Annotated in this window: 25 protein-coding genes and 2 riboswitches; of the genes, 14 read left to right on the forward strand and 11 right to left on the reverse strand. The window is 43.7% G+C overall.

What is annotated here, in order from left to right; translation table 11 throughout:
* The first annotated feature begins 121 nt into the window (after positions 1-121).
* From rsgA to argB, 6 genes are all read left to right on the forward strand, one after another.
* The gene (rsgA, locus tag ACFBZI_RS00330; RefSeq protein WP_375714493.1) at positions 122-1,240 is read left to right on the forward strand and encodes a ribosome small subunit-dependent GTPase A; all 1,119 of its coding nucleotides are present in this window, start codon (positions 122-124) and stop codon (positions 1,238-1,240) included.
* A gap of 136 nt (positions 1,241-1,376) precedes the next feature.
* Positions 1,377-1,790: a rhodanese-like domain-containing protein gene (locus ACFBZI_RS00335; RefSeq protein ID WP_375714494.1), complete on the forward strand. Its 414-nt coding sequence runs from the start codon at positions 1,377-1,379 to the stop codon at positions 1,788-1,790.
* Positions 1,791-2,056: 266 nt separating this feature from the next.
* Positions 2,057-2,314, forward strand: a complete 258-nt coding sequence (grxC, locus tag ACFBZI_RS00340) for a glutaredoxin 3 (RefSeq protein WP_375714495.1) — start codon at positions 2,057-2,059, stop codon at positions 2,312-2,314.
* Positions 2,315-2,353: 39 nt separating this feature from the next.
* Complete coding sequence (gene secB / locus ACFBZI_RS00345) at positions 2,354-2,809, forward strand: protein-export chaperone SecB (RefSeq protein ID WP_375714496.1); 456 nt, start codon at positions 2,354-2,356, stop codon at positions 2,807-2,809.
* A gap of 323 nt (positions 2,810-3,132) precedes the next feature.
* Positions 3,133-3,597 (forward strand): dUTP diphosphatase, encoded by a 465-nt coding sequence (gene dut, locus ACFBZI_RS00350; protein ID WP_375714497.1) that lies wholly within the window; start codon positions 3,133-3,135, stop codon positions 3,595-3,597.
* 60 nt (positions 3,598-3,657) lie between these two features.
* Positions 3,658-4,554: an acetylglutamate kinase gene (gene argB / locus ACFBZI_RS00355; RefSeq protein ID WP_375714498.1), complete on the forward strand. Its 897-nt coding sequence runs from the start codon at positions 3,658-3,660 to the stop codon at positions 4,552-4,554.
* A gap of 205 nt (positions 4,555-4,759) precedes the next feature.
* On the opposite strand, the gene ACFBZI_RS00360 is transcribed toward argB, so the two are convergent.
* From ACFBZI_RS00360 to ACFBZI_RS00370, 3 genes are all read right to left on the reverse strand, one after another.
* A complete protein-coding gene (locus tag ACFBZI_RS00360; protein ID WP_375714499.1) occupies positions 4,760-5,476 on the reverse strand; it encodes a rhomboid family intramembrane serine protease in 717 nt (238 codons plus the stop codon).
* Between the two features lie 48 nt (positions 5,477-5,524).
* The gene (locus ACFBZI_RS00365) at positions 5,525-6,352 is read right to left on the reverse strand and encodes an ion transporter (RefSeq protein WP_375714500.1); all 828 of its coding nucleotides are present in this window, start codon (positions 6,350-6,352) and stop codon (positions 5,525-5,527) included.
* 149 nt (positions 6,353-6,501) lie between these two features.
* Complete coding sequence (locus tag ACFBZI_RS00370) at positions 6,502-7,047, reverse strand: NADPH-dependent FMN reductase (RefSeq protein ID WP_375714501.1); 546 nt, start codon at positions 7,045-7,047, stop codon at positions 6,502-6,504.
* Between the two features lie 415 nt (positions 7,048-7,462).
* On the opposite strand from ACFBZI_RS00370, the gene ACFBZI_RS00375 reads away from it, so the two are divergent.
* Positions 7,463-8,347: a LysR family transcriptional regulator gene (locus ACFBZI_RS00375; RefSeq protein ID WP_375714502.1), complete on the forward strand. Its 885-nt coding sequence runs from the start codon at positions 7,463-7,465 to the stop codon at positions 8,345-8,347.
* A gap of 142 nt (positions 8,348-8,489) precedes the next feature.
* On the opposite strand, the gene ACFBZI_RS00380 is transcribed toward ACFBZI_RS00375, so the two are convergent.
* From ACFBZI_RS00380 to ACFBZI_RS00405, 6 genes are all read right to left on the reverse strand, one after another.
* Positions 8,490-9,413, reverse strand: a complete 924-nt coding sequence (locus ACFBZI_RS00380) for a DUF4377 domain-containing protein (RefSeq protein WP_375714503.1) — start codon at positions 9,411-9,413, stop codon at positions 8,490-8,492.
* 316 nt (positions 9,414-9,729) lie between these two features.
* A complete protein-coding gene (gene rplI / locus ACFBZI_RS00385) occupies positions 9,730-10,206 on the reverse strand; it encodes a 50S ribosomal protein L9 (protein ID WP_375714504.1) in 477 nt (158 codons plus the stop codon).
* Between the two features lie 16 nt (positions 10,207-10,222).
* Positions 10,223-10,450 (reverse strand): 30S ribosomal protein S18, encoded by a 228-nt coding sequence (gene rpsR, locus ACFBZI_RS00390; RefSeq protein ID WP_076556033.1) that lies wholly within the window; start codon positions 10,448-10,450, stop codon positions 10,223-10,225.
* 16 nt (positions 10,451-10,466) lie between these two features.
* Positions 10,467-10,868 carry a 30S ribosomal protein S6 gene (gene rpsF, locus ACFBZI_RS00395; RefSeq protein ID WP_375714505.1) on the reverse strand — a complete coding sequence of 134 codons (402 nt, stop codon included), beginning with the start codon at positions 10,866-10,868 and terminating at the stop codon, positions 10,467-10,469.
* Positions 10,869-11,082: 214 nt separating this feature from the next.
* The gene (locus ACFBZI_RS00400) at positions 11,083-11,577 is read right to left on the reverse strand and encodes a hypothetical protein (protein ID WP_375714506.1); all 495 of its coding nucleotides are present in this window, start codon (positions 11,575-11,577) and stop codon (positions 11,083-11,085) included.
* A 235-nt stretch (positions 11,578-11,812) separates the two neighbouring features.
* On the reverse strand, positions 11,813-12,133 hold the full coding sequence (locus tag ACFBZI_RS00405) for a YcgL domain-containing protein (protein WP_375714507.1): 321 nt from the start codon (positions 12,131-12,133) through the stop codon (positions 11,813-11,815).
* Positions 12,134-12,531: 398 nt separating this feature from the next.
* Positions 12,532-12,703: riboswitch (glycine riboswitch) on the forward strand.
* Between the two features lie 47 nt (positions 12,704-12,750).
* A riboswitch (glycine riboswitch) is annotated at positions 12,751-12,872 on the forward strand.
* Positions 12,873-12,951: 79 nt separating this feature from the next.
* Here ACFBZI_RS00405 and gcvT point away from each other — a divergent pair.
* The 4 genes from gcvT (at position 12,952) to gcvP (ending at position 18,363) form a co-directional block, all read left to right on the forward strand.
* On the forward strand, positions 12,952-14,055 hold the full coding sequence (gcvT, locus tag ACFBZI_RS00410; RefSeq protein WP_375714508.1) for a glycine cleavage system aminomethyltransferase GcvT: 1,104 nt from the start codon (positions 12,952-12,954) through the stop codon (positions 14,053-14,055).
* Positions 14,056-14,336: 281 nt separating this feature from the next.
* Positions 14,337-14,915 carry a hypothetical protein gene (locus ACFBZI_RS00415; protein ID WP_375714509.1) on the forward strand — a complete coding sequence of 193 codons (579 nt, stop codon included), beginning with the start codon at positions 14,337-14,339 and terminating at the stop codon, positions 14,913-14,915.
* Between the two features lie 35 nt (positions 14,916-14,950).
* Positions 14,951-15,331 carry a glycine cleavage system protein GcvH gene (gene gcvH / locus ACFBZI_RS00420; RefSeq protein ID WP_375714510.1) on the forward strand — a complete coding sequence of 127 codons (381 nt, stop codon included), beginning with the start codon at positions 14,951-14,953 and terminating at the stop codon, positions 15,329-15,331.
* A gap of 173 nt (positions 15,332-15,504) precedes the next feature.
* The gene (gene gcvP / locus ACFBZI_RS00425; RefSeq protein ID WP_375714511.1) at positions 15,505-18,363 is read left to right on the forward strand and encodes an aminomethyl-transferring glycine dehydrogenase; all 2,859 of its coding nucleotides are present in this window, start codon (positions 15,505-15,507) and stop codon (positions 18,361-18,363) included.
* 167 nt (positions 18,364-18,530) lie between these two features.
* On the opposite strand, the gene ACFBZI_RS00430 is transcribed toward gcvP, so the two are convergent.
* Complete coding sequence (locus ACFBZI_RS00430) at positions 18,531-19,733, reverse strand: Mrp/NBP35 family ATP-binding protein (protein ID WP_375714512.1); 1,203 nt, start codon at positions 19,731-19,733, stop codon at positions 18,531-18,533.
* Between the two features lie 190 nt (positions 19,734-19,923).
* On the opposite strand from ACFBZI_RS00430, the gene queA reads away from it, so the two are divergent.
* Positions 19,924-21,015, forward strand: coding sequence for a tRNA preQ1(34) S-adenosylmethionine ribosyltransferase-isomerase QueA (queA, locus tag ACFBZI_RS00435; RefSeq protein ID WP_375714513.1), 1,092 nt, complete (start codon positions 19,924-19,926; stop codon positions 21,013-21,015).
* Positions 21,016-21,253: 238 nt separating this feature from the next.
* On the forward strand, positions 21,254-22,402 hold the full coding sequence (gene tgt, locus ACFBZI_RS00440; RefSeq protein ID WP_375714514.1) for a tRNA guanosine(34) transglycosylase Tgt: 1,149 nt from the start codon (positions 21,254-21,256) through the stop codon (positions 22,400-22,402).
* A gap of 195 nt (positions 22,403-22,597) precedes the next feature.
* On the opposite strand, the gene sodA is transcribed toward tgt, so the two are convergent.
* Complete coding sequence (sodA, locus tag ACFBZI_RS00445; protein ID WP_375714515.1) at positions 22,598-23,215, reverse strand: superoxide dismutase [Mn]; 618 nt, start codon at positions 23,213-23,215, stop codon at positions 22,598-22,600.
* Between the two features lie 255 nt (positions 23,216-23,470).
* On the opposite strand from sodA, the gene ACFBZI_RS00450 reads away from it, so the two are divergent.
* Positions 23,471-24,193, forward strand: a complete 723-nt coding sequence (locus ACFBZI_RS00450) for an FFLEELY motif protein (RefSeq protein WP_375714516.1) — start codon at positions 23,471-23,473, stop codon at positions 24,191-24,193.
* Positions 24,194-24,304: the final 111 nt, after the last annotated feature.

Consider the following 24,304-nt stretch of genomic DNA (forward strand, 5'->3'; position numbering starts at 1 on the left):
TGGCTAAATTTGCCGTTATCGTGCTTTTGTGTTACAGTGGCAGTTTTTATGCACTGTTGTGCTTGGGTTTACCTTTTAAATATCAAACTTAAATATCAAATTAAATCAAATCAGATAAATCATGTCTTTAATTCGCCGCCGCAAATTAACCAAACGCCAAGCTCGCCAAATCCAAGAAAATCAAAATAAAGATTTTGACGATGGCACGCTTGCCACAGGTGTTATCATCTCGCATTTTGGTAAGCAACTTGATGTGCAAATCACCACCTTGCCACAAATCATGGCGACAACTACCGATGATGATGCCAACAATCACGCCAGCAACCCTGCGGATAATCCTACCAAAACTTCAGCGATTGGTATTGGGCAAATTTGGCGATGTCATGCACGCACCAACCTACCCATGCTTGCCACAGGCGATGCGGTCAAATTTAGCCTAGACACCACCACAGGACTTGGGCGGATTGAGCAACTGATGGCTCGCAAACAGCTGATTACTCGCCCTGACCGCTACCACAAAGTCAAGCCAGTGGCGGCAAATGTCGATATTTTGGCAATTATTTTTGCCCCACTGCCAAAACCTGCGGTCAATCTCATCGATCGCTATTTGCTCATCGCTCGGCTAAATGGCATTGTGCCGCTTTTGGTACTAAACAAATCCGACCTGCTGGATACACACCCAGAAGCGGTGCAAATTGTCCAAGAATATCAAGCACTTGGGCAAAAATACGACTTTGAAGTCATCACCACATCGTCCGTCCAGCAAGCAGGTTTAAAGACGCTATCGGCTCACATTGCTGGCAAATTGTCCATCTTTGCAGGGCAATCTGGCGTCGGTAAGTCCAGTTTGATTAACGCCCTACTGCCTGATGCCGAGCAGTCCACCAATGTCATCTCGGCAAACTCACAACTGGGGCAACACACCACGACCACCAGTCGGCTACTGGCTTATGACCCTTGCCATCTGGATAAAGGCGGCATCATCGACACGCCGGGGATTCGTGAATACGGCATTTGGCATCTGTCGGCAGATGATATTTTGGCAGGATTTGACGAGTTGCACGATTTGCAAGGTCAGTGCCAATTTCGAGATTGCAACCACCACCAAAACGCCAAAGGCTGTGCGTTTTGGGCGGCAGCTCATCGTGGCGAAGTTCTGCCACGGCGGATTGAGAGTCTGATTGCTCTGATTGATGAAGCCAAAAACGGTCAAAGTGCGGTCAAACCTTCGGCAAAATAGTCGATTTTTACCATGATTTGGTCAATTTATCGGTCAGATTTGAAAATTAAGTGTAATTGGCAGGATTTTCAGTTATAATAATTTGACAATTTTTTGAGATAATTTTTGAGATTTTTTTATAAAAACGGAGTCTGTTTTGGAACGTTGGTTTGATTTTATGGGCAATCACCCTATTTTGTTCGGTCTGCTGATTCTGCTGGCGATTGCATTTTTTGCCATCGAAGGCAAACGCAGTGGGCGTAAAGTGCCACCAAGCGAGCTGGGCTTATTGGTCAATAATCAAAATGCGCGCATCATTGACATTCGCCCTGCCAATAAATTTGCCGCAGGTCATATCACTGGCAGCCAAAACATTCCTTTTAGCGACATCAAAAACCGCTTGGCAGAGCTACAAGGCATCGAAGTGCCAGTCATTGTCGTCTGTGATATCGGTATGCAAGCAGGTGCTGCCGTGCAGCTGATTAACCGACCCAATTTCATGCGTCTAGAAGGCGGCATTCAGGGTTATCAAGCGGCTGGTTTGCCATTGGTTAGTCCCAAGAAAAAATAAATTTGCTGGTTTTTAATTACTGTATTACAATTTTTAAATATTGATTAAATCTTAATTATAAATTGATTAAAAACAATCCAAATCATCAACTGGCTACCAACTGACTTGAAATTTCGATTGCTTGCCCTTACCTAAGTGATTGGTCAATGTTTGAATAAGTTTGGTTAATTTTTAAACTTTAAACATTGCAATGAGTGCTTAGATTTTAATTTAAGATTTAGATTGATATAAAATACCAAAATTGTATTTAAAAACTGGGATAATTTATGAAAACGGTTACCATTTATACCAAACCCACTTGTCCGTATTGTATTGCTGCCAAGCAGCTGCTGAACAACAAATCGGTCGCTTTTGACGAAATTAGCGTGTATGATATTTCACAAGAAACACGCCAAGAACTGTCGGTCAAAACCAACGGCTACCGCACTGTACCACAGATTTTTATCGGTGAGACTTTTATCGGTGGTTTTGACCAACTGAATAAACTCAACAACGACGGCAAACTTGACGAACTGTTGGCTTGATTTGCTCCATCGTTTAATTTTAAGTTTAAGGAAATGATTATGTCAGACGAACTAAACCAACCACAACTTGCTCTTGAGCGTATTTATACCAAAGACATTTCTTTTGAAGTGCCAAACAGCAGTGCTTTCACCAAACAATGGCAGCCAGAAACCGACATCAGCATCGCCACCAATGTCAATGATTTGGACGAAGATTACAAAGAAGTCGTGCTAACTGTCAGCATCACCACCAAACTAGAAGGCAGTGTGGCGTTCATCGCCGAAGTGCAGCAAGCTGGGATTTTCTTGCTAAAAAATATCCCAGAAACCGACTTGCCACATCTGCTACAAGCCTACTGCCCAAATATCTTGTTCCCATACGCTCGTGAAGCAATCAGCGACATCGTTACTCGTGGTAGCTTCCCACAGTTGCTATTGGCACCCGTGAATTTTGAGCAGGCTTACCTACAAAGCCAACTGGAAGCCGAAGCTGGTAATGAAGAAGGCAATGCCTAATCGTTAAGCTCAATAGCAAAAGCTCGATAAATTTGTCGGGCTTTTTTAATATCAAGGTTTTGGTTATTGGCGGTTTAATTTACACTCCAAATGCAATCTAAATACAATCCAAAAATTTAATTTGGCTTTTATCAAAAAGGCTTAGAAAAATTTGCATAAATGCCCCAATAATGATAAGTTTAGGGGTAAAATTTTAGGCTGCTTTTTTATTATCATTTGACGAACCATATTTGAAAAATTCTATTGATAAACGACATTTGATAAACTATATTTTATCTGTGGTTGATTGTTGTTTTAATTTAAATTTATAAGGCATAGGATTTATGAACAGCGTACAAGTTAAAATCTTAAACCCAAAAATCGGCACTGATGCCAATTTCCCCCTACCGACACGAGCCACTGACGGCTCAGCAGGCATTGATTTGCGTGCTTGCATTGATGAGCCGCTGACCATCGGTGCTGGTGAGACCAAACTTATCGGTACAGGCTTGGCGATTTATATCAGCGACCCAAATTTTGCTGGGCTGATTTTGCCACGCTCAGGGCTTGGGCATAAGCACGGCATCGTGCTTGGTAATTTGGTTGGCTTAATTGATGCCGATTACCAAGGTGAGCTGATGGTATCCATTTGGAATCGCAGCAATCAAGATTTTGTGCTAAATCCTGCCGAACGCATGGCACAATATGTCGTCGTGCCTGTGGCTCGCCCAAGTTTTGAGATTGTTGATGAATTTGGCGATGTCAGTGAGCGTGGTGCTGGCGGCTTTGGCTCATCAGGTCGCCACTAAAAGCAAAGCTGGGTCAAATTTGCCATAATGCCCAAAATTTACCAAAATAAGGAATGTATCATGTCTTTAAGCCTAGAAGATGCCAAACTGACCGCCGAAGTCATCACCACCGCCCTGCCCTATATCCAAAAGTATAAAGACAAGCTCATTGTCGTCAAATACGGTGGCAATGCCATGACTGATCCTGTGCTTGAAAGCTCATTTGCTCGTGATATTGTTCTACTAAAAACAGTGGGCATTCACCCTGTGGTGGTGCATGGCGGTGGCCCACAAGTGGACAATCTGCTGTCAGAGCTTGGCCGTGAGAGCGAACGCATCGACGGCATGCGAGTTACCGACAAAGACACCATGGAAGTGGTCGAGATGGTGCTGGGCGGTCAGGTTAATAAATCCATCGTTAGCCTGATTAATAAGCATGGCGGTCAAGCCATCGGCATGACTGGCAAAGACGCCAATCTGATTCGTGCCAAAAAGCTATACATGCAAAAAATCGATGACGAAGGTCGTCCGCAGGCAGTGGATTTGGGCTTTGTGGGTGAAGTTGAGTCGGTCAATAAAGATGTCATTGATATGCTGATTGCCAGTGATTTTATCCCTGTGATTGCCCCTTTGGGTGTGGACGCACACGGCAACACTTATAACATCAATGCCGACTTGGTCGCCAGTCGTGTGGCGGAGTTTTTGCACGCCGAACGCCTGCTACTCTTGACCAATATCAAAGGCGTGCTGGATAAAAGCGGCAATGTACTCACCCACCTAACCGCTCAAGATGTGGACAATCTGATTGCCGATGGGACAATCTCTGGTGGCATGATTCCAAAAATCGCTGGGGCATTAGATGCGGTTAAAGCTGGACTACAAAGTGCCACCATCGTTGATGGTCGAGTGCCGCATGCTTGCTTGCTTGAGATTTTTACCGAAGAAGGTGTTGGTACGCAGATTTTGCGTAATCATTGATAGATTGGGCTTGACGAATAATTCCACCCAAATTAATCTACATCTCATCAATTCAGACGATTTGTGTACAGATTTTTTTTGGGTGAATTTTCAGAGATATTCATGCCAATTTTATCAATATGGCAATTGGATATTGTTTTAATAAACCAAAAATTAGGCAATTGGCAATCTGGCTTTAAGATTGGTTTAAATTTTAGTTTTAATTTTACGCCATACCAATCACCGCCAAGATTTGCCAATGCAGCACATACCACAACAACCCAAACCCAGCTGCCACCACCAAAGATACACCCATCAGCCATCGACCTGCTGCTTGTTGTTTGTTTAGTGTATAAGCATGGACTCCGCCGAGCAGCAATCCCACCAAAAACCCACCAATATGCCCAGCATTATCAATGCCATCAATGGCAAAACCCATGGTTAGATTAACCGCCATCACGATTGCCAAACCTTTGGTGTTTAGCGGCACAGGTGTCGGCGAGCGAAACACCGCCAGCACCAACAAAAACGCCCCCATGCCAATAATGCCGCCAGATGCCCCTGCACTCACAGCTGGCATATTATCCACCAGCACCGCCTGCCAAGCCAGATAATTGCTCAAAAGATTACCACCAGCCACCGCAAGCACAAAAACCAACAAACTTTGTACCGAACCTACGATGACTTCAACCACTTGCCCAAAATAATACATCGCAAAGCCATTAAACAGCAAATGCAAGATGCCAATGTGCAAAAACCCTGCACTGACAAGCCGCCACGGTTCATCAAACATCGAGCGTGGCAAAAAATTGGCACCAAATGCCAACAAATCGGCCGTGCTTGGATTATCAATATTGACGCCCATCAGCCATTGAATAACGGCAAGCAGCACAAAACAAACAATCAGCCCCAAGGTCGCTGGCGTCAAACGCCACAATGTCATCAAATTCATCTTTTGTATTTGTGTTTTATATTTTTGGTATCTTATGTTTTAGATGTGCAAATCATGCCCACAACGGTCGCAGCATTTGGCATTGGTGGCGTGTCCAAATTTACCGCAATTTGGGCAAGCGATTGGTTGCAGCTGCGGTCGCATCGTGCGTGTCAATTCTGCGGTAAAAATCCCAGTCGGCACAGCAATAATCGCATAACCGGTAATCATCACCATGCTCGCTATCGCCTGCCCCATCGGCGTTTTTGGCGAAACATCACCATAACCGACCGTTGTCAAAGTAACCACCGCCCAATAAATCGACAAAGGAATGCTGGTAAAGCCATTTTCTGGACCTTCGACCACATACAGCACCGCCCCAAAGATGGTAACCAACAAAAGCAGCGACAAGAAAAAGACCGTGATTTTATATTGACTGGTCTTAAATGCCGCTGCCAAAAAGCCCGCTTGTTGCAGATAGGATTTTAGGCGAAAAACACGGAAAATCCGCAAAATCCGCAAAATCCGCACCACCAACAAATAATGCGTACCCACAAAAAACAGACTCAAATAAGTCGGCAACAACGCCAACAAATCCACCACGCCAAAAAAACTGGTCGCATAATGGCGACGGTTCGGCGATGAATACAGCCGCAAAATGTATTCAACGGTAAATAAAGCCGTAAAAATCCATTCGGCAGTAAAAAACAATCGACCATATTGCAAACGCACCGACTGTACACTGTCAAGCATAATAATCAGCACGCTGACGGCAATCGCCAACAAAATCAAAATATCAAACAGCTTGCCAGCAGGCGTGTCTGTTCCTTCGATAAGAATGTGAATTTTGTGTTTAAAAGAAGTTTTTTGAGAATTTGGCACTGGCATGACAACAAAAAGCTTTTTATATAAAGTTACATCTATTTTAGCCGAAATTACGCCAAATAGATAGCACCGCTTTGTAAAACAAAACAACCACCCTAAAAAGAGTGGTTGTTTTGTGATTGATTCGTGTTTTGTGAATGTGGTAGTACAAATTAGAATCGCTCAATAAACTTAGCAAAGTCATGGATAAAGCTGTTCAAGGTGTTTTTGGCTGGCTCAGACACCAGCTCGCCCTGTTCATCAAATGCCCCTGCAAAAATATCACCAATGTGTGCCGCAAAAGGCAAAGTTGGCATGTTTAACGCAGGGCCTGTGGCGACCACTCGCAGCTGGTCAGTAACACGAGCCGTCCCACGAGCATTGACACTGATAAGTCCCAATGGCTTGCCAGTCCAGACACTCTGCCCCACTGGGCGTGATGCCACATCGATGGCATTTTTTAGCATGGCGGACGGTGCACCATTATGCTCAGGGCTAATCCACAGCACCGCATCAGCAGCTTTGATGGCTGCACGCAGGCGAGTGTAAGCTGGCACATCTTGCTCGTCCAAATCACGGTCATACAGCGGCAAATCGTCAATTTGCACCAAATTCAACTGCAATGACGCTGGAGCGACTTTTTGCAAGTATCTGAATGCCCATTGATTGACGGAAGTTTTGCTGGCACTGCCAATGAGTACCGCCACTTGTTTTGTCATAAAAAACTCCAAAGCTGACTTTGGTTATTTTAATTAAAATAGCCAATCAGTTGTCTAATTTATTATTTAAATTATTTAAATTATTTAATTTTATTATCTAATTTTAAAGATATAAACAGATTAGCACCCAAATTAATCGCAATCAGCATCATCTTTATGCACACAGTATATCAAAAAATTCGTCATCAACAAGCTCATTTTAGCAAAATCATTTTGCAAATTTGCAAAGATAAATGATAAATTTTACTTGACAAAATAACAAAAATTATCTATTTTTTAAATCATTGTGGTTAATTTGGCCAAAAGTATTACCTATTTGATTGATAATCATTCGATTAAATAATAGCTCATGATTTGCTTTTTATGCGTTGAATGATTAAAATACTGTCAATCACACTTATTTTTGCAAAATATCATGTCAAATCAGCCCAGTTTAGATGACATTCGCCTTTTTGTGTCCGTGGTGCAGGCAGGCAGCCTGAGTCTGGCAGCGGACTTGACTGGCGTTTCGGTTTCACGCTTAAGCCGCCACCTGACCCAACTTGAAAAATCGCTCGGCACACAGCTGGTTAATCGTGGCAAAAAAGGCATCAGCCTAAACGAGTTGGGTGAGCGGTTTTTTGGCCATGCTCAAAATATGCTCAAGCAAGCCGATTATGCCATCAGCAGTGTCCATGAAGTGCTTGACCAGCCTGAAGGGTTGCTACGCATTTCGGTTGCCAGCGATGTTGGGCATTATTATCTACTGCCGCACATTGAGCAGTATCTGACCGCCCACCCCAAGGTTTCACTGGATATTAATCTGAATCAAAATAAAGTCAATATGATTCAAGACGGCATTGACATTGCCATTCGTGTGGGTATGATTAATAATGACAATGTAGTTGCCAGACCCATCACTTCGGTGGAATTTGGCATTTATGCGACGCCAGAATATCTGATGCAACACGGTACGCCAACAACGCCTGACGATCTGCATCGGCACAAAATCATCGCCCAAACGCTGAGTCTGCCTTGGTGGTTTTTCCAAGACAACCATGAAGTTAGGCACGAAGTTAAGATAGCACCGCCAGTTTATCTTGGCTGTAATGATTTTTTGATGGTCAATGAACTTATCGTTAAAGGTCTGGGTATCGGCAAAATGCCAAAGGTCGGTGCCGAGCAATGCGATAATTTGGTGCAAGTGCTGACCGATTGGCAAATACAACCCAGTACTATCTCTGCGGTTTATTATAAAAATCGTGGTGCAATCCCAGCGGTGCAAAGTTTTGTCAAATGGATAACGGCGATTTATCAGTGATTGAGTCGCACCATAATTAGACTGCGTTATCAAAATACACAAAAAAAACACCATAAGCCCAAGCTGATGGTGTTTTGTTTTATCTCAAAACAAGCTTTAAAATTTAAAAATTTTACCGAATTTAGCAATTGTTGGCTGAGTGTTATTTGGCAATATCCAATAAGTGTGCTTCAACCACCATGTCAAAGACATAATACGGATTTTCTTTACCGTCTGGGTTGTTATAGGCATTTAGGCGGATAATTTGGCGTTGGTCTTGCTGATGCTCAAAACCATGAATCTCACCATAAAAAGTACGCCACGCTCCTGAGCCAACTTTGATGCCCTTATCGTCATAATTGACATTACGCACTCTTAAGCATTGCTTATCATGCCCTGCCTTGTCCACGCAGTCAATCATCTCCGAATCAATTTCCCAAAACAGACGCACTGGCTCACCAAAACGCACATCATTTTTCATCATGCCATGGTAAGTGAGCATCTCCGCCCCTTTTTGTTGCACCAATATTGCGGTGTAATCATCAGGATTGGTTAGAATTTGCAAGCTTGCATCACCAAGTGTGGTGGTAAATTTGGCTTCAACTTCATTCAAATCAGGACTGTCGTCCATCGCAGGACAGCCCATCAGTGTTGAAATGCCGTTATTGGTCAGTTTGATGACGCCATTTTGGATTTGATAATTAACACGATGATGATTACAGCCCAAAGTATAAGACAGTGATGATTCACCAAAGCTCAAATATGCAGTGTGATTAGTAATCACCGCTTCATAACGCTGAATTGCTGCCCCTTGCACTTCTGCCGAAACCAACTGCCAATTGTAGTTGGCAAGCACTTCGGCAGTGGCTGGCTGATACGGCTTATCATCTGCTGTCATATTGGCATACATGCCTTGTGCAAGCAGTGTTTTTGGTGATTTCTCGCCCTGCTGTCCTTTCATGTCATGCACCGCACCATTGACCGCATCACCAACATTATAGCAGGCGGTAAAAGCAATACTGGTAGCAAAAACACCAAAAATGGCAAACAAGGTTGTAAATCTGGACTGAAACACTGGCAATTTCATAATCGTTATCTTATCGGTTGGCGTATCATTCGTGCGTTGGCTGTAAAATTAAATTAAAATAAAAATCAAGCAAAAATTCAGTAAATAAAACTGATATCTACATAATAATATTTCTTGATTATAGCATTTTTTGTTAGGATATTTTTCTGCGTTTTGTACTGATTTATGAAATAAGTTGTAGCTTTTTGTAAACTTAGTGAACAATAATTCACAAAAAATTGATTTTTATTCAGGTTGCTTGATTCGCTTTATAAAATGAGAAAAACAAACAAACCCCCAAAACCTTCGTCTTAGGGGTTTGTTGATAAGCCAACGATTACTCTTCGTCTGCTTCTGCTGCTTGAGCGTCTTCTGATAGGATAGTTACCAAAATCTCAGCACTGATATCATGGTGTAGCTGGATAGTAACTTTGTACTCGCCCACTTGACGGAAAGCACCTTCTGGCATTTTCACTTCAGAGCGATCAACTTCTAGACCAGACTTGGTCAAGGCATCAGCGATATCACGAGCACCGATAGAGCCGAATAGCTTGCCTTCATCACCAGACTTAGCACGCATGATTACATTAACATCAGCCAATGCTTCAGCACGCTTGTTGGCAGCTGCCAATTCTTCAGCTTCCAAAGCTTCAAGCTCAGCACGGCGAGCTTCAAATTTTGCAATGTTTGCTTCAGTTGCAGGCAGTGCTTTGCCTTGCGGGATTAGGTAGTTACGACCGTAACCAGCTTTTACATCAACCGTTTCACCAAGCTTACCAAGATTAACGACACGCTGTAATAGAATAACTTGCATGATTTATCTCCGTTAATTACTTGTGGTTGTCAGTGTATGGCAATAGTGCCAAATAACGAGCTTGCTTAATCGCAACTGCCAATTGACGCTGATACTTGTTAGAAGTACCAGTAATACGGCTAGGAACGATTTTGCCATTTTCGCTGATGTATTGTTTTAGCAATTCTACATCTTTGTAATCAATGTGAGAGATACCTTCAGCGGTAAAACGGCAGAACTTACGACGACGATAAAAACGTGCCATGATGAAATCTCCTTAATTAGTTATCGCTGTCAGCGTCGCTCTCACCTTGTTCGGTGCGAACGTCGTTACGACGGTTAGCTTTGCGAGTACGCTTATCTTCTGCTTCTTTCGCTAGTGGCGATTGTTCAGTGATAGCAGCTTCACGACGGATAACTAGGCTACGAATGATTGCATCGTTGTATTTAAACAGTTCTTCTAACTGAGCTAGAGTCTCTTCATTACATTCGATGTTTAGTAGCACATAGTGTGCCTTGTGGATTTTGTTAATTGGGTATGCCAATTGACGACGACCCCAATCTTCCAAACGATGGTTTGCACCACCATTGTCTTCTACGATAGAACGGTACTTGGTTACCATATCGGCAACTTGGTTGCTTTGGTCTGGGTGAACCAGTAGCACCACTTCATAATGTCTCATACGGACTCCCTACGGATTAAAACAGCCACCGCCAGACCAAATACCTAGCAGCAGCAAGGAGATTGAAAAGTAGGCTTGCCTAACAATTGACTGTGCGACACACGCAATAATCATCAACCAAGCCCATTTAACAAAGTGCGTATTATACGCCTATTTTTACCCAAAGGCAAGTAAAATTTAGCCATCGCCGCCATTTTGGCGATAAAGCATTGATTTACGGTTGTTTTGACTTTTGTTGTTCAGCCAAATAACGCTGTCTTTGCTCTTGGATTCGTTGGGTTTCTAGGGCTTTTTCGGCATTGCCTGCCATAATGCCACAAGCCAATTGCCAAACCGCACCAACCACCAACAATGCCGCCACAACCGCAAAAATCGGCACAGACGCCGACAACGCACCCACAAAGTCCTTCATCAAAATCGCATGAAATACACCAAGCATCGCTGGGGCGACTTCACCCGTGCCACCTGCTGCCTGACCGGGGGCAAACATCACCGCCGCCAGCATCACCCAGCTGATACCCTTTAATGGGCGTGGAATCAGACGCATTACCAACAGCCAAAGCAGCAGCACCAAAGCACAACAAATCACATAAACAATCAACGGCAACTGCCCTGCTGGCACGCCATCGGTAATACGCCCCCAAAAGCTAAAAAAGCCAACCAAGGCATCGCTGATTTTTTCAAGCGGTAAATCTTTTAACCAATTCATTCAAACCGACCAAAATTAAAAATTATCTTATTTTAACACGCTTTTTAAAAAATATCGCAATAAAAAGTTGTTAAAATTGGCAATTTCAAAAAATATCAATATTTATCAATGAGTTATAGATATGTTATCAATGGCTTAACAAACAACAAATCAACAAATACAGTAAATCGGCTCAATCCTGCGTTAAAATTAACCATTTTGTCAATTTCATCAATATTTAGTCTTTAGTTAAACTTTAGTCAAATTGCTTATCTTGGGCATCACGCACACGGTTCAATGCTTGAGCAGCCAGCATCTCTGACGGCGGTACTTGCACATAATAGCCTTGTTCATTAAGTTTGGCTTTGACCTGCTCAATGTCAGCTTGGGCAAGTTTATCACGAGCCGCCAAATCCAGATGCATCACAAACTGCCCCAAGCCAAGTTTGGCACGCATTGCCGCTGGCAACACACCCAGCCAATCGGTCAAAATTTCGGTATCATTGGGATAATTTGGGCGTGCGATATACACATACCAGCCTTCGTTTTTGGGGAATTTATAAACATCGCAATGCATAAAACGCTCCGTAATTTAAGTCAATTCAGTTTATTCAATTTGCTCAACATTCATTCAAAATTCATGCAAATTAGTATTTATTTAAATTTTTGGTAAATTTTGACAATACCTTTGATAATAAATTTTAATAGCAAATTTAGTAGTAGGTTTTAAAACATTCTTTCATTTATTCCAAAAATCAAGCCCTGAGTGTCATTTTTGGTCACATGCCCAATACGCAATTTTGTTGCAATTTTATCATGAGCTTAACAAAATTTTAATAAATTTTAGACAAACTTTATTGAATTTTTGATAAAAATGTCTCAACTTGAGCTGAATGATTTTAAATTTTGAGAATTATTTTTAAAAAATTCAAAATTTTACTTGTAAATTGTAGCATTATTTTTCATAATAAAGGCGTCTGATTTTCAGGAGAGTGTATTTGGTAATCATTTGATAGCTGCATCGCCAGATTATTTGGCATTGGCGACTATTTTACCAAAATACCACCGAAGGCGTAAACCGTGTTTTGTTGCATTTGTTCAAACACATTCCCCATAATCGCTCAGGTAAAAGGACTGAAAATCTCGGCATCGTGTAGCTTGGCGATTGATTGATAAAATTGTCCGCTTGTGATGCCAACACAATCTGGAGAGTGGTAGTTGGCTACCCACCGAAGGGAAGAAAATGGCAAAGCGTGCAGGTGAAATTACTCGCTCATGCCATTGAAAATCTCAGGTCAAAGGACAGATGGGGTGCTTATTTATAAGGTATTGTTTTGCAAAATTGGCAACAATACTGTTTGTGATTTTGCACCAAATCTTAACAAGGAATTTATCATGACCGCTCCACAACGCACCCCTTTATATGATGCTCACCTATCTTTTAACGGCAAACTGATCGACTTTGGCGGCTGGGAATTGCCTGTCAATTATGGCTCACAAATTGCCGAGCATGAAGCGGTACGCACCGATGCTGGCATGTTTGATGTGTCGCACATGCTGGTTACTGATGTGACAGGCGACAATGCCAAGGCGTTTTTTCGCAAGCTGATTGCCAATGATGTTGCCAAGCTGTCTTTTGTTGGTAAAGCATTGTACTCTGCAATGCTAAATGACAATGGCGGCGTGATTGATGACTTGATTGTCTATCGCACCAATGAAGATGAAACAAAATACCGCATCGTCTCAAACGGTGCTACTCGTGAAAAAGACTCAGCACAATTTGCCAAAATCGGTGCAGAATTTGGCATCACTCTAACCCCGCGCTACGATGTGGCGATGATTGCTATCCAAGGCCCAAAAGCGATCGAAAAACTACTCAGTATCAAGCCTGACTGGGCAGATACTGTCAATGCACTTAAGCCATTTGTTGGTGCAGATTTGGGCAATGACTGGTTTGTCGCTCGTACTGGCTACACTGGCGAAGATGGCGTGGAAGTTATCCTACCTGCCACCGAAGCTGGCAATTTCTTTACACAACTGGCCAATGCTGGCGTGCAGCCATGCGGTCTGGGTGCAAGAGATACCCTGCGTATGGAAGCTGGCATGAACCTATACGGCAACGACATGACCGATGATATCAGCCCACTAGAAGCAGGCATGGCGTGGACGGTAGATCTAAAAGATGAAAATCGTGACTTTGTCGGTAAAACCGCCCTACTTGCCCTAAAAAATGACGGCGTCAAAGTCAAACAAGTTGGCCTACTACAAACAGGCAAAGGCGGCGTACTGCGTGATGGCATGGAAGTGGTTACCGAAAATGGCAACGGCATCACCACCAGTGGTGTGTTTAGCCCAAGCCTAAAACAAGCCATCGCCATCGCTCGTGTGCCTGCCGACTTTAGTGGTGAGACTGCCAAAGTCATCATGCGTGGCAAAGAAGTTGATGTGCGTGTGCTAAAACTGCCATTTGTTAGAAATGGTAAAAAGCAATTTGACTAAATAAAACAGGCTCAAAAGTGCCAAACGGTGCTTTTGAGCCGATGGTTTGTTATTTTGGTTGTTTTGGATAACTTTGGAAAATTTGACAATGCGATATTTTTGTGTTGGTATGCTTGCCTTATGGCTTATCGGCTGCGGTGCCAAAGACGAATGTCTAGACGCAGGCGGTCATTATAACGATATCACCAAACAATGCGAAATGTGAAAATAGATTTTCGGCTTAAATTAGCAATCTTAAATTTTACAAATTTAAACAAAACTTAAAAATTAAAAGGTGATGTGTGAAAAAATTAGCAATCGGTTTGGCGTTGGGTGCATTGCCCCTATCAGCTTTTGCTGGCTCAAATACCGATTGGACACCATTTTTTAAAACTTGGGAAAATGGCTGCGATAATACACAAAACACCAGCAGACTGTTTGATAGCTTATTACCTGATTATGAACACTGGGGTCGTGTTTATGTATCTCAAAAAAGAAATGAATACAAACCCCAACACTTAGTATTACCACAAAAATATCGATCTGCTGTAACACAGGGAATTAGAATTGTCTATAATGGTCGAGAATTTAATTACACTTGGCATGAAAATCTATTTCAAAGCAAGATAAAAGTTATTGGCAAGTATTATGGAATGCCAATGGAAGAAATTGGTATTTTTAGCGTGATGGAAACAGGTATCTATATGCCTTATTTTATTATAAACACTCCTTATAATAAAGCCAAATCTATACTCAAGCAAAAAGCCAAGATTAAGAAAGGTTATAGCGAATTTGGCGATAACCCATATCCAGAAATGGAGATTTTTAAACATCCAAAACTGAGCAGCAAAACCGTTGTTATGTGCGATACATCTAACTAATTTTTAATCTTCAACCCACTCACTAGGAGAATCCCATGAGTAATATCCCAAGCGATCTAAAATATGTCGCAAGCCACGAATGGCTAAAACTGGAAGATGACGGTATCATCACCGTTGGTATCACTGACCACGCCCAAGATTTGCTTGGTGATGTGGTATTTGTCGAGCTGCCTGAAGTTGGTCGCAATGTGGCTGCTGACGAAGAAGTTGCCGTTGTCGAATCAGTCAAAGCAGCATCTGATGTCTATGCACCAATCTCAGGTGAAATCGTAGAAATCAACGAAGAATTGGTTGATAACCCAGAACTTGCCAACGAAGACCCATACGGCAAAGCATGGTTCTTTAAGGTTAAGCCTGCCAACCCTGCTGATTATGACAGCTTGATGACTGCCGAAGAGTACGAAGGCTCGCTGTAATAAAGCACCCATTTTGGTAGGGATAAGTATTTTATCCCTACTGTACGATTTATCCGCCATTAACTTTTTTAGATAATTTATCAAAACTTACAAAACAGAATTAATTGCCGATAAATTTTGCTCGGTATTTTACTAATGGTCGCAGCTTGCGATTTTGACAATAAGGACCACTTATGACGCAATTTAACACCTTTTCTGACCTATTTTATGAAAATGCCTTTGTGCATCGTCATCTTGGCAAAAATGAAAATGAGCAACAAGCCTTACTAAAAGCAGTTGGCTTTAATGATATGGACAGCTTTATTGATGCTGTCGTGCCAAAAGCCGTCCGTCTGAACAAAGCACTGGATTTGCCCAAAGCCATGAGCGAGCATAACGCTCTTGCCAAATTGCGTAAAATGGCGGACAAAATCACCGTTACCAAAAGCTACATCGGTCAAGGTTATAGCCCAACTCGCCTGCCTGCGGTCATCTTGCGTAATGTGCTAGAAAATCCGGGCTGGTACACCGCTTATACCCCTTATCAAGCCGAAATTGCCCAAGGCCGCCTTGAAGCTTTGCTAAACTTTCAGCAAGTGTGCATTGACTTGACTGGTATGGATTTGGCTGGGGCAAGTTTGCTTGACGAAGCGACCGCTGCCGCCGAAGCCATGGCGATGGCAAAGCGTGTGAGCAAATCAAAATCCAATCAATTTTTTGTGGACAGCCGCACCTACGCCCAGACGCTTGATGTGATTCGCACTCGTGCCAAATACTTTGGTTTTGAAGTTGTGGTTGGTGATTTTGACACTGCCAAAAATGGCGATTTCTTTGGTGCGTATTTCCAATATGTCGGCAAAGAAGGCGATGTTGTTGATTTGACAGACATTATCGCCAAAGTCAAAGAAAATGGGGCTTATGCGATTGTTGCAAGCGATATCATGAGCTTGGTGCTGCTAAAATCACCCGCCCAAATGGGTGCGGACATTGCCCTAGGTAGCACACAGCGTTTTGGTATTCCAATGGGCTTTGGTGGCCCACACGCCGCTTATTTTGCCTTTAAAGACAAAGACAAACGCTCTGCCCCCGGCCGCATCATTGGCGTATCAAAAGACGCCCAAGGCAACACCGCTCTACGCATGGCACTACAAACTCGTGAGCAACACATTCGCCGTGAAAAAGCCAACTCAAACATCTGCACATCGCAGGTTTTACTTGCCAACCTAGCAGGCATGTATGCCGTTTATCACGGCCCTGTTGGACTAAAACGCATCGCCACTCGCATTCACGCCTTGGCGGTTGCCTTTGGCGAAGCCGTTGCCGCCAAATTCACCGTTGCACACGCTGCTTTTTTTGACACCGTATTGGTTGATGTTAAAGATGCCGCCACTGCCGATGGCATTATGAATGCCGCCAAAGCTGCTGGTTACAGCCTATGGCGAGCTGACGAAAATCGCATTTTGGTTGCCTTTAATGAGCTGACCGATGAAGCTGAATTTGCTGAACTTTGCCAATTCTTTGGCGTTGAAGGCAAATTGGACGCTGTCAAATCAGTTTTGGGCGACTTGGTGCGTACTGATGACATCTTAACTCACCCTGTGTTTAACAGCCATCACACCGAGCATCAGATGCTTCGCTACCTAAAATCGCTGGAAGATAAAGATTTGGCGATGAACCGCTCGATGATTTCGCTAGGCTCATGCACCATGAAGCTAAACGCCACCAGCGAAATGTTGCCAATCACTTGGAATGAATTTGCCAATATGCACCCATTTGCTCCAAGAGATGAAGCTGAAGGCTATATTGAGATGATCGACAGCCTACAAACTCAGCTTAAAGCCATCACAGGTTTTGATGAAATCTCCATGCAGCCAAACTCTGGTGCATCAGGTGAATACGCTGGCCTGCTTGCCATTCGTCGCTATCACGAAAGCCAAGGTCAAGCTGACCGCAATGTCTGCCTAATCCCCCGCTCAGCTCACGGCACTAACCCTGCCACCGCTCAAATGATGGGCATGAAAGTTGTGGTTGTGGCAACTGATGACAACGGCAATGTGGACATTGATGATCTAAAAGCCAAATGCCAAGAACACAGCGACAACTTGGGTGCTTTGATGATTACCTATCCATCAACGCATGGCGTGTTTGAAGAAGGTATTCGTGATATTTGCGATATGATTCACGCTCATGGCGGTCAGGTTTATATGGACGGTGCGAACATGAACGCACAAGTTGCCATCATGCAACCTGCCGATGTCGGTGCTGATGTGCTGCACATGAACCTGCACAAAACTTTCTGTATCCCACACGGCGGCGGCGGCCCTGGCATGGGCCCAATCGGTCTGAAAAAACACCTAGCACCGTTCATTGCCAGCCACAGCGTCGCCCCTGTGCATAATGCCGTGGCAGGACAATCGGCGGTATCTGCTGCACCGTATGGCTCAGCAAGCATCTTGCCAATTTCGTGGATGTATATCACCATGATGGGTCATGATGGCCTGTTGGCAGCCACCAAGCAAGCCTTGCTAAACGCCAACTATGTGGCAAGCCAACTGTCTGCCGATTATCCTGTGCTATACACCGGCAAAAACGGCCGTGTAGCACACGAATGTATCATTGACATTCGCCCACTAAAAGCAGAAACAGGCATTACCGAAACTGACATCGCCAAGCGATTGATGGATTATGGTTTCCACGCACCGACCATGTCGTTCCCTGTGGCTGGCACTTTGATGATTGAGCCAACTGAATCAGAGAGCAAAGACGAGCTTGACCGCTTTATTGCTGCCCTAAAACAAATCAAGCAAGAAGCCCTAAAAGTCAAAGCAGGTACAGACGGCTGGACAGCTGACAATAATCCACTGGTCAATGCACCGCACACCCAAGCGGTCATCACTGGCGAATGGGATCGCCCATACAGCCGTGAAGTGGCAGCCTTCCCATTGGATTATATCAAGGCACATAAATTCTGGCCAACGGTCGGTCGCGTCGATGATGTGTATGGCGATAAGCATTTGATTTGCTCATGCCCAAGCATCGAAAATTACGAATAATCCACAGTGGCTAATTTAGCCCAACTTTAGCCCAACCAAAAATGCCCATCTGAGTGATGGGCATTTTTAGCTTTAATTATTTGATAAAATTACTTAAATTCAGTTTGCTTAATAAATTTGGTGCAATTTAAGCAATCGATTGGTTAATTCATTAATTCATTAATTCATCAAAAAAATCGGTCGGTGGTTTTTTTGGCAAAGCGTCCCACGCTGGCGTCAATTTTTTTGGCAATCTCTTGGTAATGCACAGCAAAATTGGCTTGATTAAGCTGCTCTACCGCTCCGCTGTCCATGGATTGGCGAATCTTGGCATCTAGTGGCAGCTGACCCAGTAGCGGCACGCCATAAGTTTGGGCAATCTGATCGCCACCGCCAGTACCAAAAACCGCTTCGGTATGTCCACAGTTGCTGCAAGTATGCAGTGCCATATTTTCAACAATGCCCAGTACAGGAATGCTGGTTTTGTTAAACATCTCCACGCCTTTTTTGGCATCAAGCAAGGCAATGTGCTGCGGCGTGGTAACCACCACCGCCCCTGTGACAGGGATACGCTGTGCCAGTGTCAGCTGAATATCGCCTGTCCCCGGTGGCATATCAATCAGCAAATAATCCAACTGCGGCCAGTTGGTTTGCCCATACAGCTGCATCAATGCCCCCGTTGCCTTAATGCCACGCCATGCAATCGGCACATCGTCAGATTCTATCAGATTACCAATGGATAGCACCGCCAAACCGTTGGCATCAATCGGCACAAATTGATCATTTTCTACCACAGGCTTAATACCTGCCACGCCCAGCATGGTCGGTATCGACGGCCCATAAATGTCCGCATCTAGCACACCAACACGCTTGCCCAATTTTTGTAATGCCAACGCCAAATTTACCGTGGTCGTTGATTTGCCGACGCCACCTTTGCCAGATGCCACGACGATGATATTGGCAATGCGTGGGTGAGCTAATAGCTCAGACTGCTTGGGGGCAGGCTTACTTGGTGCGGCATCTTTGCCATCATCGGTGGGAATGGTGTTTTTTGGTGGTTCATATGATTGCACGGCATTGGTTTTGGCGTGATTGTGGGCGGTTTTGGGAGAATTATCCGCTTGAACATCATTGTCTGCTACCACGGTAACATGGATATTCACTTCTTCAATGCCCATCGGATATAGCGTCTGCTGCAACTGATGATATTCACGCTCAAGCTCGGCAGTGTCGTCCGTTTGCCCAATTTTCATTTGCAAATCTAAAGTCGTCTCGGTCAAAGACAGCTTTTCAACATAAGTCATAAATGGCTGATGATACAGCGTCATGCCATCAAGCACTGCTTGCACTTGTTCGTTTTTTGATTTTTTCTTTTTAAATAAATTAAACATAAGCACCTGATATTGCCAAATGTATTTGTTCGTCAATTTTAGCACAAAATTTGCCATAAAATGGTTTTTAAATGCAACTTTTTGGTAGTACTTGGCGGTCAGTTATTTGCAGAGATTCATGGAGAATTGATGGAGAAATTGGCGTATTTTTGTTAAATTTGTTAAAATGGTTTTATTTTGAGCCAAAAATATGACTTCAACCGCCCAACCTTTATTGACTAGTGATTACGATTACCACTTGCCTGAGAATCTGATTGCTCGCCGCCCTTTGGATAAGCGTAGCAGCTCTCGCCTGCTTTATGTTGCCGATGGCGAATGCCAAGATTTGCAATTTACCGACCTGCTGGATTTGTTGCACGCTGGTGATTTGCTGGTGCTAAACGACACCAAGGTGATGAAGGCGCGCCTACACGGTCAAAAAGCCACAGGCGGTGCGGTTGAAGTGTTGGTTGAGCGGATTTTGCCCAGCACCGCTGATACGCCTGCCAATCGTGCCTTGTGCCATGTCCGCTCCAGCCGCTCGCCTAAGGCAGGTCAGATGCTAAGTCTGGCAGACGGACAAATCACCGCCGAAGTTTTGGGGCGGCAGGACAATTTATTTATCCTAAGTTTTGCCAAGCCGATTTTGGCAGACTTGGACAAATACGGGCAAATGCCCATTCCGCCTTATTTTGAGCGTGATGCTGACAGTATGGACGATGAGCGTTACCAGACTGTTTTTCATAACCCCACCAAAAGTGCCAGCGTCGCTGCACCGACAGCCAGCTTACATTTTGATCAATCGCTACTTGATAAACTTCGTGATAAAGGGGTAAAAATCGCTTTTGTAACCCTGCATGTCGGTGCAGGGACTTTTGCCCCAGTCAAGACGGACAATTTATCCGAGCATATCATGCACGCCGAATACGCCCATCTGCCTGCTGGCACCGCCGCCGCCATCAACCAAACCAAAGCCGCTGGCGGGCGTGTCATCGCTGTCGGCACGACGGTTACTCGCACGCTTGAGACGGCACATTTGCACCGCATTGATGGGCAACTTAGTGAATTTGCTGGCGATACACAAATTTTTATCTATCCGCCTTATGAGTTTGGCGTGGTGGATTGTTTGCTGACCAATTTTCATTTGCCAAAATCCACCTTGTTGATGCTGGTTTCGGCATTTGCTGGCGTCGATACCATCAAAGATGCCTATGCTCATGCCATCGCCCAGCAGTACCGCTTTTTTAGCTATGGCGATGCGATGTTTTTAAAATGCCAAAAAAAATGCTTAATCGTCAATTGATTGATAAAATTGCTAAATAAAATTGTCAATAAAAAAAACGCTTGATTGATTTATCAAGCGTTTTTGTTTATTTTTTATTTTTATACATAGTGAAATTTATAAAATCATTTATAAAATCACTTATAAAATAATAAACAAGCAAATCAGCCAGCCAAAAACAAAACCAACTTGCCATTTTATCACACCATAATTTTATGCTAAAATAGGCGGTTTGATTAATGATTGGTTTGGGATAATTATGAAATTCACTCTGCACAACACCGATGGCGGCAACAACCGAGCCCGCCGTGGCACAGTCAGCCTAGCTCATGGCGATGTCCAAACGCCTGCGTTTATGCCAGTGGGGACTTATGGCACGGTCAAGGGCATGCTACCCCGTGATATTCACGGCATCGGTGCTGACATCATTCTTGGCAATACTTTTCATTTGTGGCTACGCCCCGGCATGGAGATTATCCGTGAATTTGGCGGACTGCATGATTTTATCCATTGGGATAAGCCGATTTTGACCGACTCGGGTGGATTTCAGGTGTTTAGTCTGGGTGCGATGCGTAAAATCAGCGAAGATGGTGTGGCGTTTCGCTCGCCTGTTGATGGTGCGAAGGTGTTTTTGTCGCCAGAAAAATCCATGCAAATTCAGAATGATTTAAATTCTGATATTGTGATGCAATTTGACGAATGCACGCCCTATCCTGCCACGCACGAAGAAGCTCAAAAATCGCTTGAGCTGTCGCTACGCTGGGGGCAAAGATGCCTTGATGAGCATCACAAGCTGGGCAATAAAAACGCCCTATTTGGCATTATCCAAGGCAGTATGTACCAAGATTTGCGAATGCAGTCGCTGGACGGCTTGCTTAAGATGCCATTTAATGGCTATGCCATTGGTGGCCTGTCGGTTGGCGAACCCAAAGAAGAGATGATTAAAGTGCTGGATTATCTGCCAAAAGCCATGCCAGATGACAAACCCCGCTATCTGATGGGCGTGGGCAAGCCTGCCGATATTGTCGAATCGGTGCGTCGTGGCGTGGATATGTTTGACTGTGTGATGCCGACTCGCAACGCACGCAATGGGCATTATTTTGTTACTGGCAATGCCGAAAATAAAGGCATCGTCCGCATCAAAAACAGCCAATACCGCACGGACAAAGCACCACTTGATGAGCATTGCGATTGTTATACTTGCCAAAACTTTAGCCGTGCTTATTTGTATCATTTGCACAAATGCAAAGAAATGCTCTCAGCACAGCTTGCCACCATTCACAATCTGCGTTACTATCAACGACTGATGGCTGACATTCGCCACGCCATCGAAAATCATCAATTTGACCAATTTGTTGAAAATTTCTACGCCAATTGGGGCATGGCAGTGCCTGAATTGAAAGATTGAGATGGCCAGATGATTGCTAAATAATTGCCAAATGATTGATAAATTATCAATAGATGATTAATCATCAATGAATAAATCACCCAAAACAAAACCCCAACGGTCAAACATTGGGGTTTTGTTTTAAATTTAATTATCGTTTTGGCAATCGCTTTGATTTCACCAAAATTCAATCAAATTTTTATAATAATTTAAAAATTATTGTGCTGAATCAAAGCGTTTTTGAGCTTCGTCCCAGTTTACCACTTGCCAGAAGGCTTTGATATAGTCTGGGCGTTTGTTTTGGTATTTTAGGTAGTAAGCATGCTCCCAAACATCTAGGCCGATGATAGGGAAACCTTGGCAACCTGCCACCGCTGTACCCATCAATGGACTGTCTTGGTTGGCAGTGCTGACCACTTTTAGTGAGCTGCCATCAAGCACTAGCCACGCCCAGCCTGAACCAAAGCGAGTTGCTGCTGCTTTTTCAAATTGCTCTTGGAATGCTTCAACAGAACCAAAATCACGCACGATGGCATCTTTTAGCGAGCCGCCAAGCGTTGTGCCAGTTTTTAGAATTGTCCAAAATAGGCTGTGGTTAGCATGACCACCTGCGTTGTTACGCACGCCAGTTTGTTTGTCAGCTGGTAGCTTGTCTAGGTTGGCGATCACTTCTTCGGCCGATTTGTCCGCCCATTCGCTACCTTCTAACAGACCATTGGCGTTATTGATGTAGGCTTGATGGTGGCGTGAATGGTGGATTTCCATTGTTTCTTTGTCAAAATGTGGCTCAAGTGCGTCGTAGCTATAACCCAGCTCTGGTAATGTATATGCCATGAGAATTTCCTTCTTTTGGATTTTGGTAAATTGTCAATATCGTGTTAGGTTTAAGTTTTAGACAAAAAGATAAAACCTATCCCTTGTAACAATATAAGGTTATCAGGCGATAAATTCAAGCACATTCAAGCAAAAATCGTAAATTTTCGCAAAAACTGCTACAATAAGACCGTCCAAAGCCATTTTGTTAAACAAAATTTATCCACAGTTATCCATAAAATTTATCCATCAAAGTTATTTATAAAGCAGCCTATCATGTCGCAAATTCAAACGCTCGTCAATTATCTGCATCGCTATTACGCCCTGCCACATCATGGCGACAAGGCACTGTCGGCAGCATTGGACGCTATCCAATCTTGGCAGCGGCAGCGGATTCACCGAGAAAATCTGGCTTTATTTCATCAGCCAAACACCGCCCCTTTGGCACATTTTTTGATTGATCGCATTTATAATCACGCCACTTTTGACATCATCGCCGAACAGCTACTCACCGCTGGCAATAACGCTTTGGGCGGCTCTGGCAAACTTGAAAAACTCGTCCCAAAAAACGCCCTGTCGGCAGGACTGATCAGCGTCTTGGCGGCAATCAACGCCATCGAGCTGGATTTGGCATTGGCACAGCATTATATTGCCAATTTTGCCAATGACCACGCAGACGATGGCAGCCAAGCCATCGATACCATCGATGATGCACTGATGATTCACCTGTACCGAGCGGTTGATGCCAAAGATGCCAGAATTGAGCAAATCGCCCACATCGGTGAAGTGTGCCGCACTTGCTATCAGAGCTTTAATTCGTTTTTGTTGTACAAAGCCTTTGGACTTGCCAAAAAGACCGCTTATCATAATGGCTATCAGCCGCTGTACGACTTTATCCACGATGGGCTACATGCCATCAAGTGCATTGATAATATTGAAGATTTTACCGTGCCGTTTATCCGAACCGAGACTGCCATCATTCGCCAAATTCATGGCTAATTTGTTAAATTTATCAAAATTTATCAAATTGCCAAAAACCACCCCAATTTTGACAATAGTTTATGTCAAATATCGGCATGATTTTATGATAAAAAACTTAAGATTGGCGGT

The organism is Moraxella marmotae, from assembly GCF_042219885.1.
GTDB classification, from domain to species: Bacteria; Pseudomonadota; Gammaproteobacteria; order Pseudomonadales; family Moraxellaceae; genus Moraxella; species Moraxella marmotae.

Bases quoted from the DNA above. Each gene is read 5' to 3' on its own strand.
- ACFBZI_RS00430 (WP_375714512.1), bottom strand. From the start codon at position 19,733: ATGTTTAATTTATTTAAAAAGAAAAAATCAAAAAACGAACAAGTGCAA.
- rplI (WP_375714504.1), bottom strand. From the start codon at position 10,206: ATGCAAGTTATTCTATTACAGCGTGTCGTTAATCTTGGTAAGCTTGGT.
- dut (WP_375714497.1), top strand. From the start codon at position 3,133: ATGAACAGCGTACAAGTTAAAATCTTAAACCCAAAAATCGGCACTGAT.
- rpsR (WP_076556033.1), bottom strand. From the start codon at position 10,450: ATGGCACGTTTTTATCGTCGTCGTAAGTTCTGCCGTTTTACCGCTGAA.
- ACFBZI_RS00365 (WP_375714500.1), bottom strand. From the start codon at position 6,352: ATGCCAGTGCCAAATTCTCAAAAAACTTCTTTTAAACACAAAATTCAC.
- ACFBZI_RS00400 (WP_375714506.1), bottom strand. From the start codon at position 11,577: ATGAATTGGTTAAAAGATTTACCGCTTGAAAAAATCAGCGATGCCTTG.
- ACFBZI_RS00380 (WP_375714503.1), bottom strand. From the start codon at position 9,413: ATGAAATTGCCAGTGTTTCAGTCCAGATTTACAACCTTGTTTGCCATT.
- gcvP (WP_375714511.1), top strand. From the start codon at position 15,505: ATGACGCAATTTAACACCTTTTCTGACCTATTTTATGAAAATGCCTTT.
- gcvT (WP_375714508.1), top strand. From the start codon at position 12,952: ATGACCGCTCCACAACGCACCCCTTTATATGATGCTCACCTATCTTTT.
- ACFBZI_RS00370 (WP_375714501.1), bottom strand. From the start codon at position 7,047: ATGACAAAACAAGTGGCGGTACTCATTGGCAGTGCCAGCAAAACTTCC.
- queA (WP_375714513.1), top strand. From the start codon at position 19,924: ATGACTTCAACCGCCCAACCTTTATTGACTAGTGATTACGATTACCAC.
- argB (WP_375714498.1), top strand. From the start codon at position 3,658: ATGTCTTTAAGCCTAGAAGATGCCAAACTGACCGCCGAAGTCATCACC.
- ACFBZI_RS00360 (WP_375714499.1), bottom strand. From the start codon at position 5,476: ATGACATTGTGGCGTTTGACGCCAGCGACCTTGGGGCTGATTGTTTGT.
- gcvH (WP_375714510.1), top strand. From the start codon at position 14,951: ATGAGTAATATCCCAAGCGATCTAAAATATGTCGCAAGCCACGAATGG.
- tgt (WP_375714514.1), top strand. From the start codon at position 21,254: ATGAAATTCACTCTGCACAACACCGATGGCGGCAACAACCGAGCCCGC.
- grxC (WP_375714495.1), top strand. From the start codon at position 2,057: ATGAAAACGGTTACCATTTATACCAAACCCACTTGTCCGTATTGTATT.
- rpsF (WP_375714505.1), bottom strand. From the start codon at position 10,868: ATGAGACATTATGAAGTGGTGCTACTGGTTCACCCAGACCAAAGCAAC.
- ACFBZI_RS00375 (WP_375714502.1), top strand. From the start codon at position 7,463: ATGTCAAATCAGCCCAGTTTAGATGACATTCGCCTTTTTGTGTCCGTG.
- sodA (WP_375714515.1), bottom strand. From the start codon at position 23,215: ATGGCATATACATTACCAGAGCTGGGTTATAGCTACGACGCACTTGAG.
- ACFBZI_RS00405 (WP_375714507.1), bottom strand. From the start codon at position 12,133: ATGCATTGCGATGTTTATAAATTCCCCAAAAACGAAGGCTGGTATGTG.
- ACFBZI_RS00450 (WP_375714516.1), top strand. From the start codon at position 23,471: ATGTCGCAAATTCAAACGCTCGTCAATTATCTGCATCGCTATTACGCC.
- rsgA (WP_375714493.1), top strand. From the start codon at position 122: ATGTCTTTAATTCGCCGCCGCAAATTAACCAAACGCCAAGCTCGCCAA.
- secB (WP_375714496.1), top strand. From the start codon at position 2,354: ATGTCAGACGAACTAAACCAACCACAACTTGCTCTTGAGCGTATTTAT.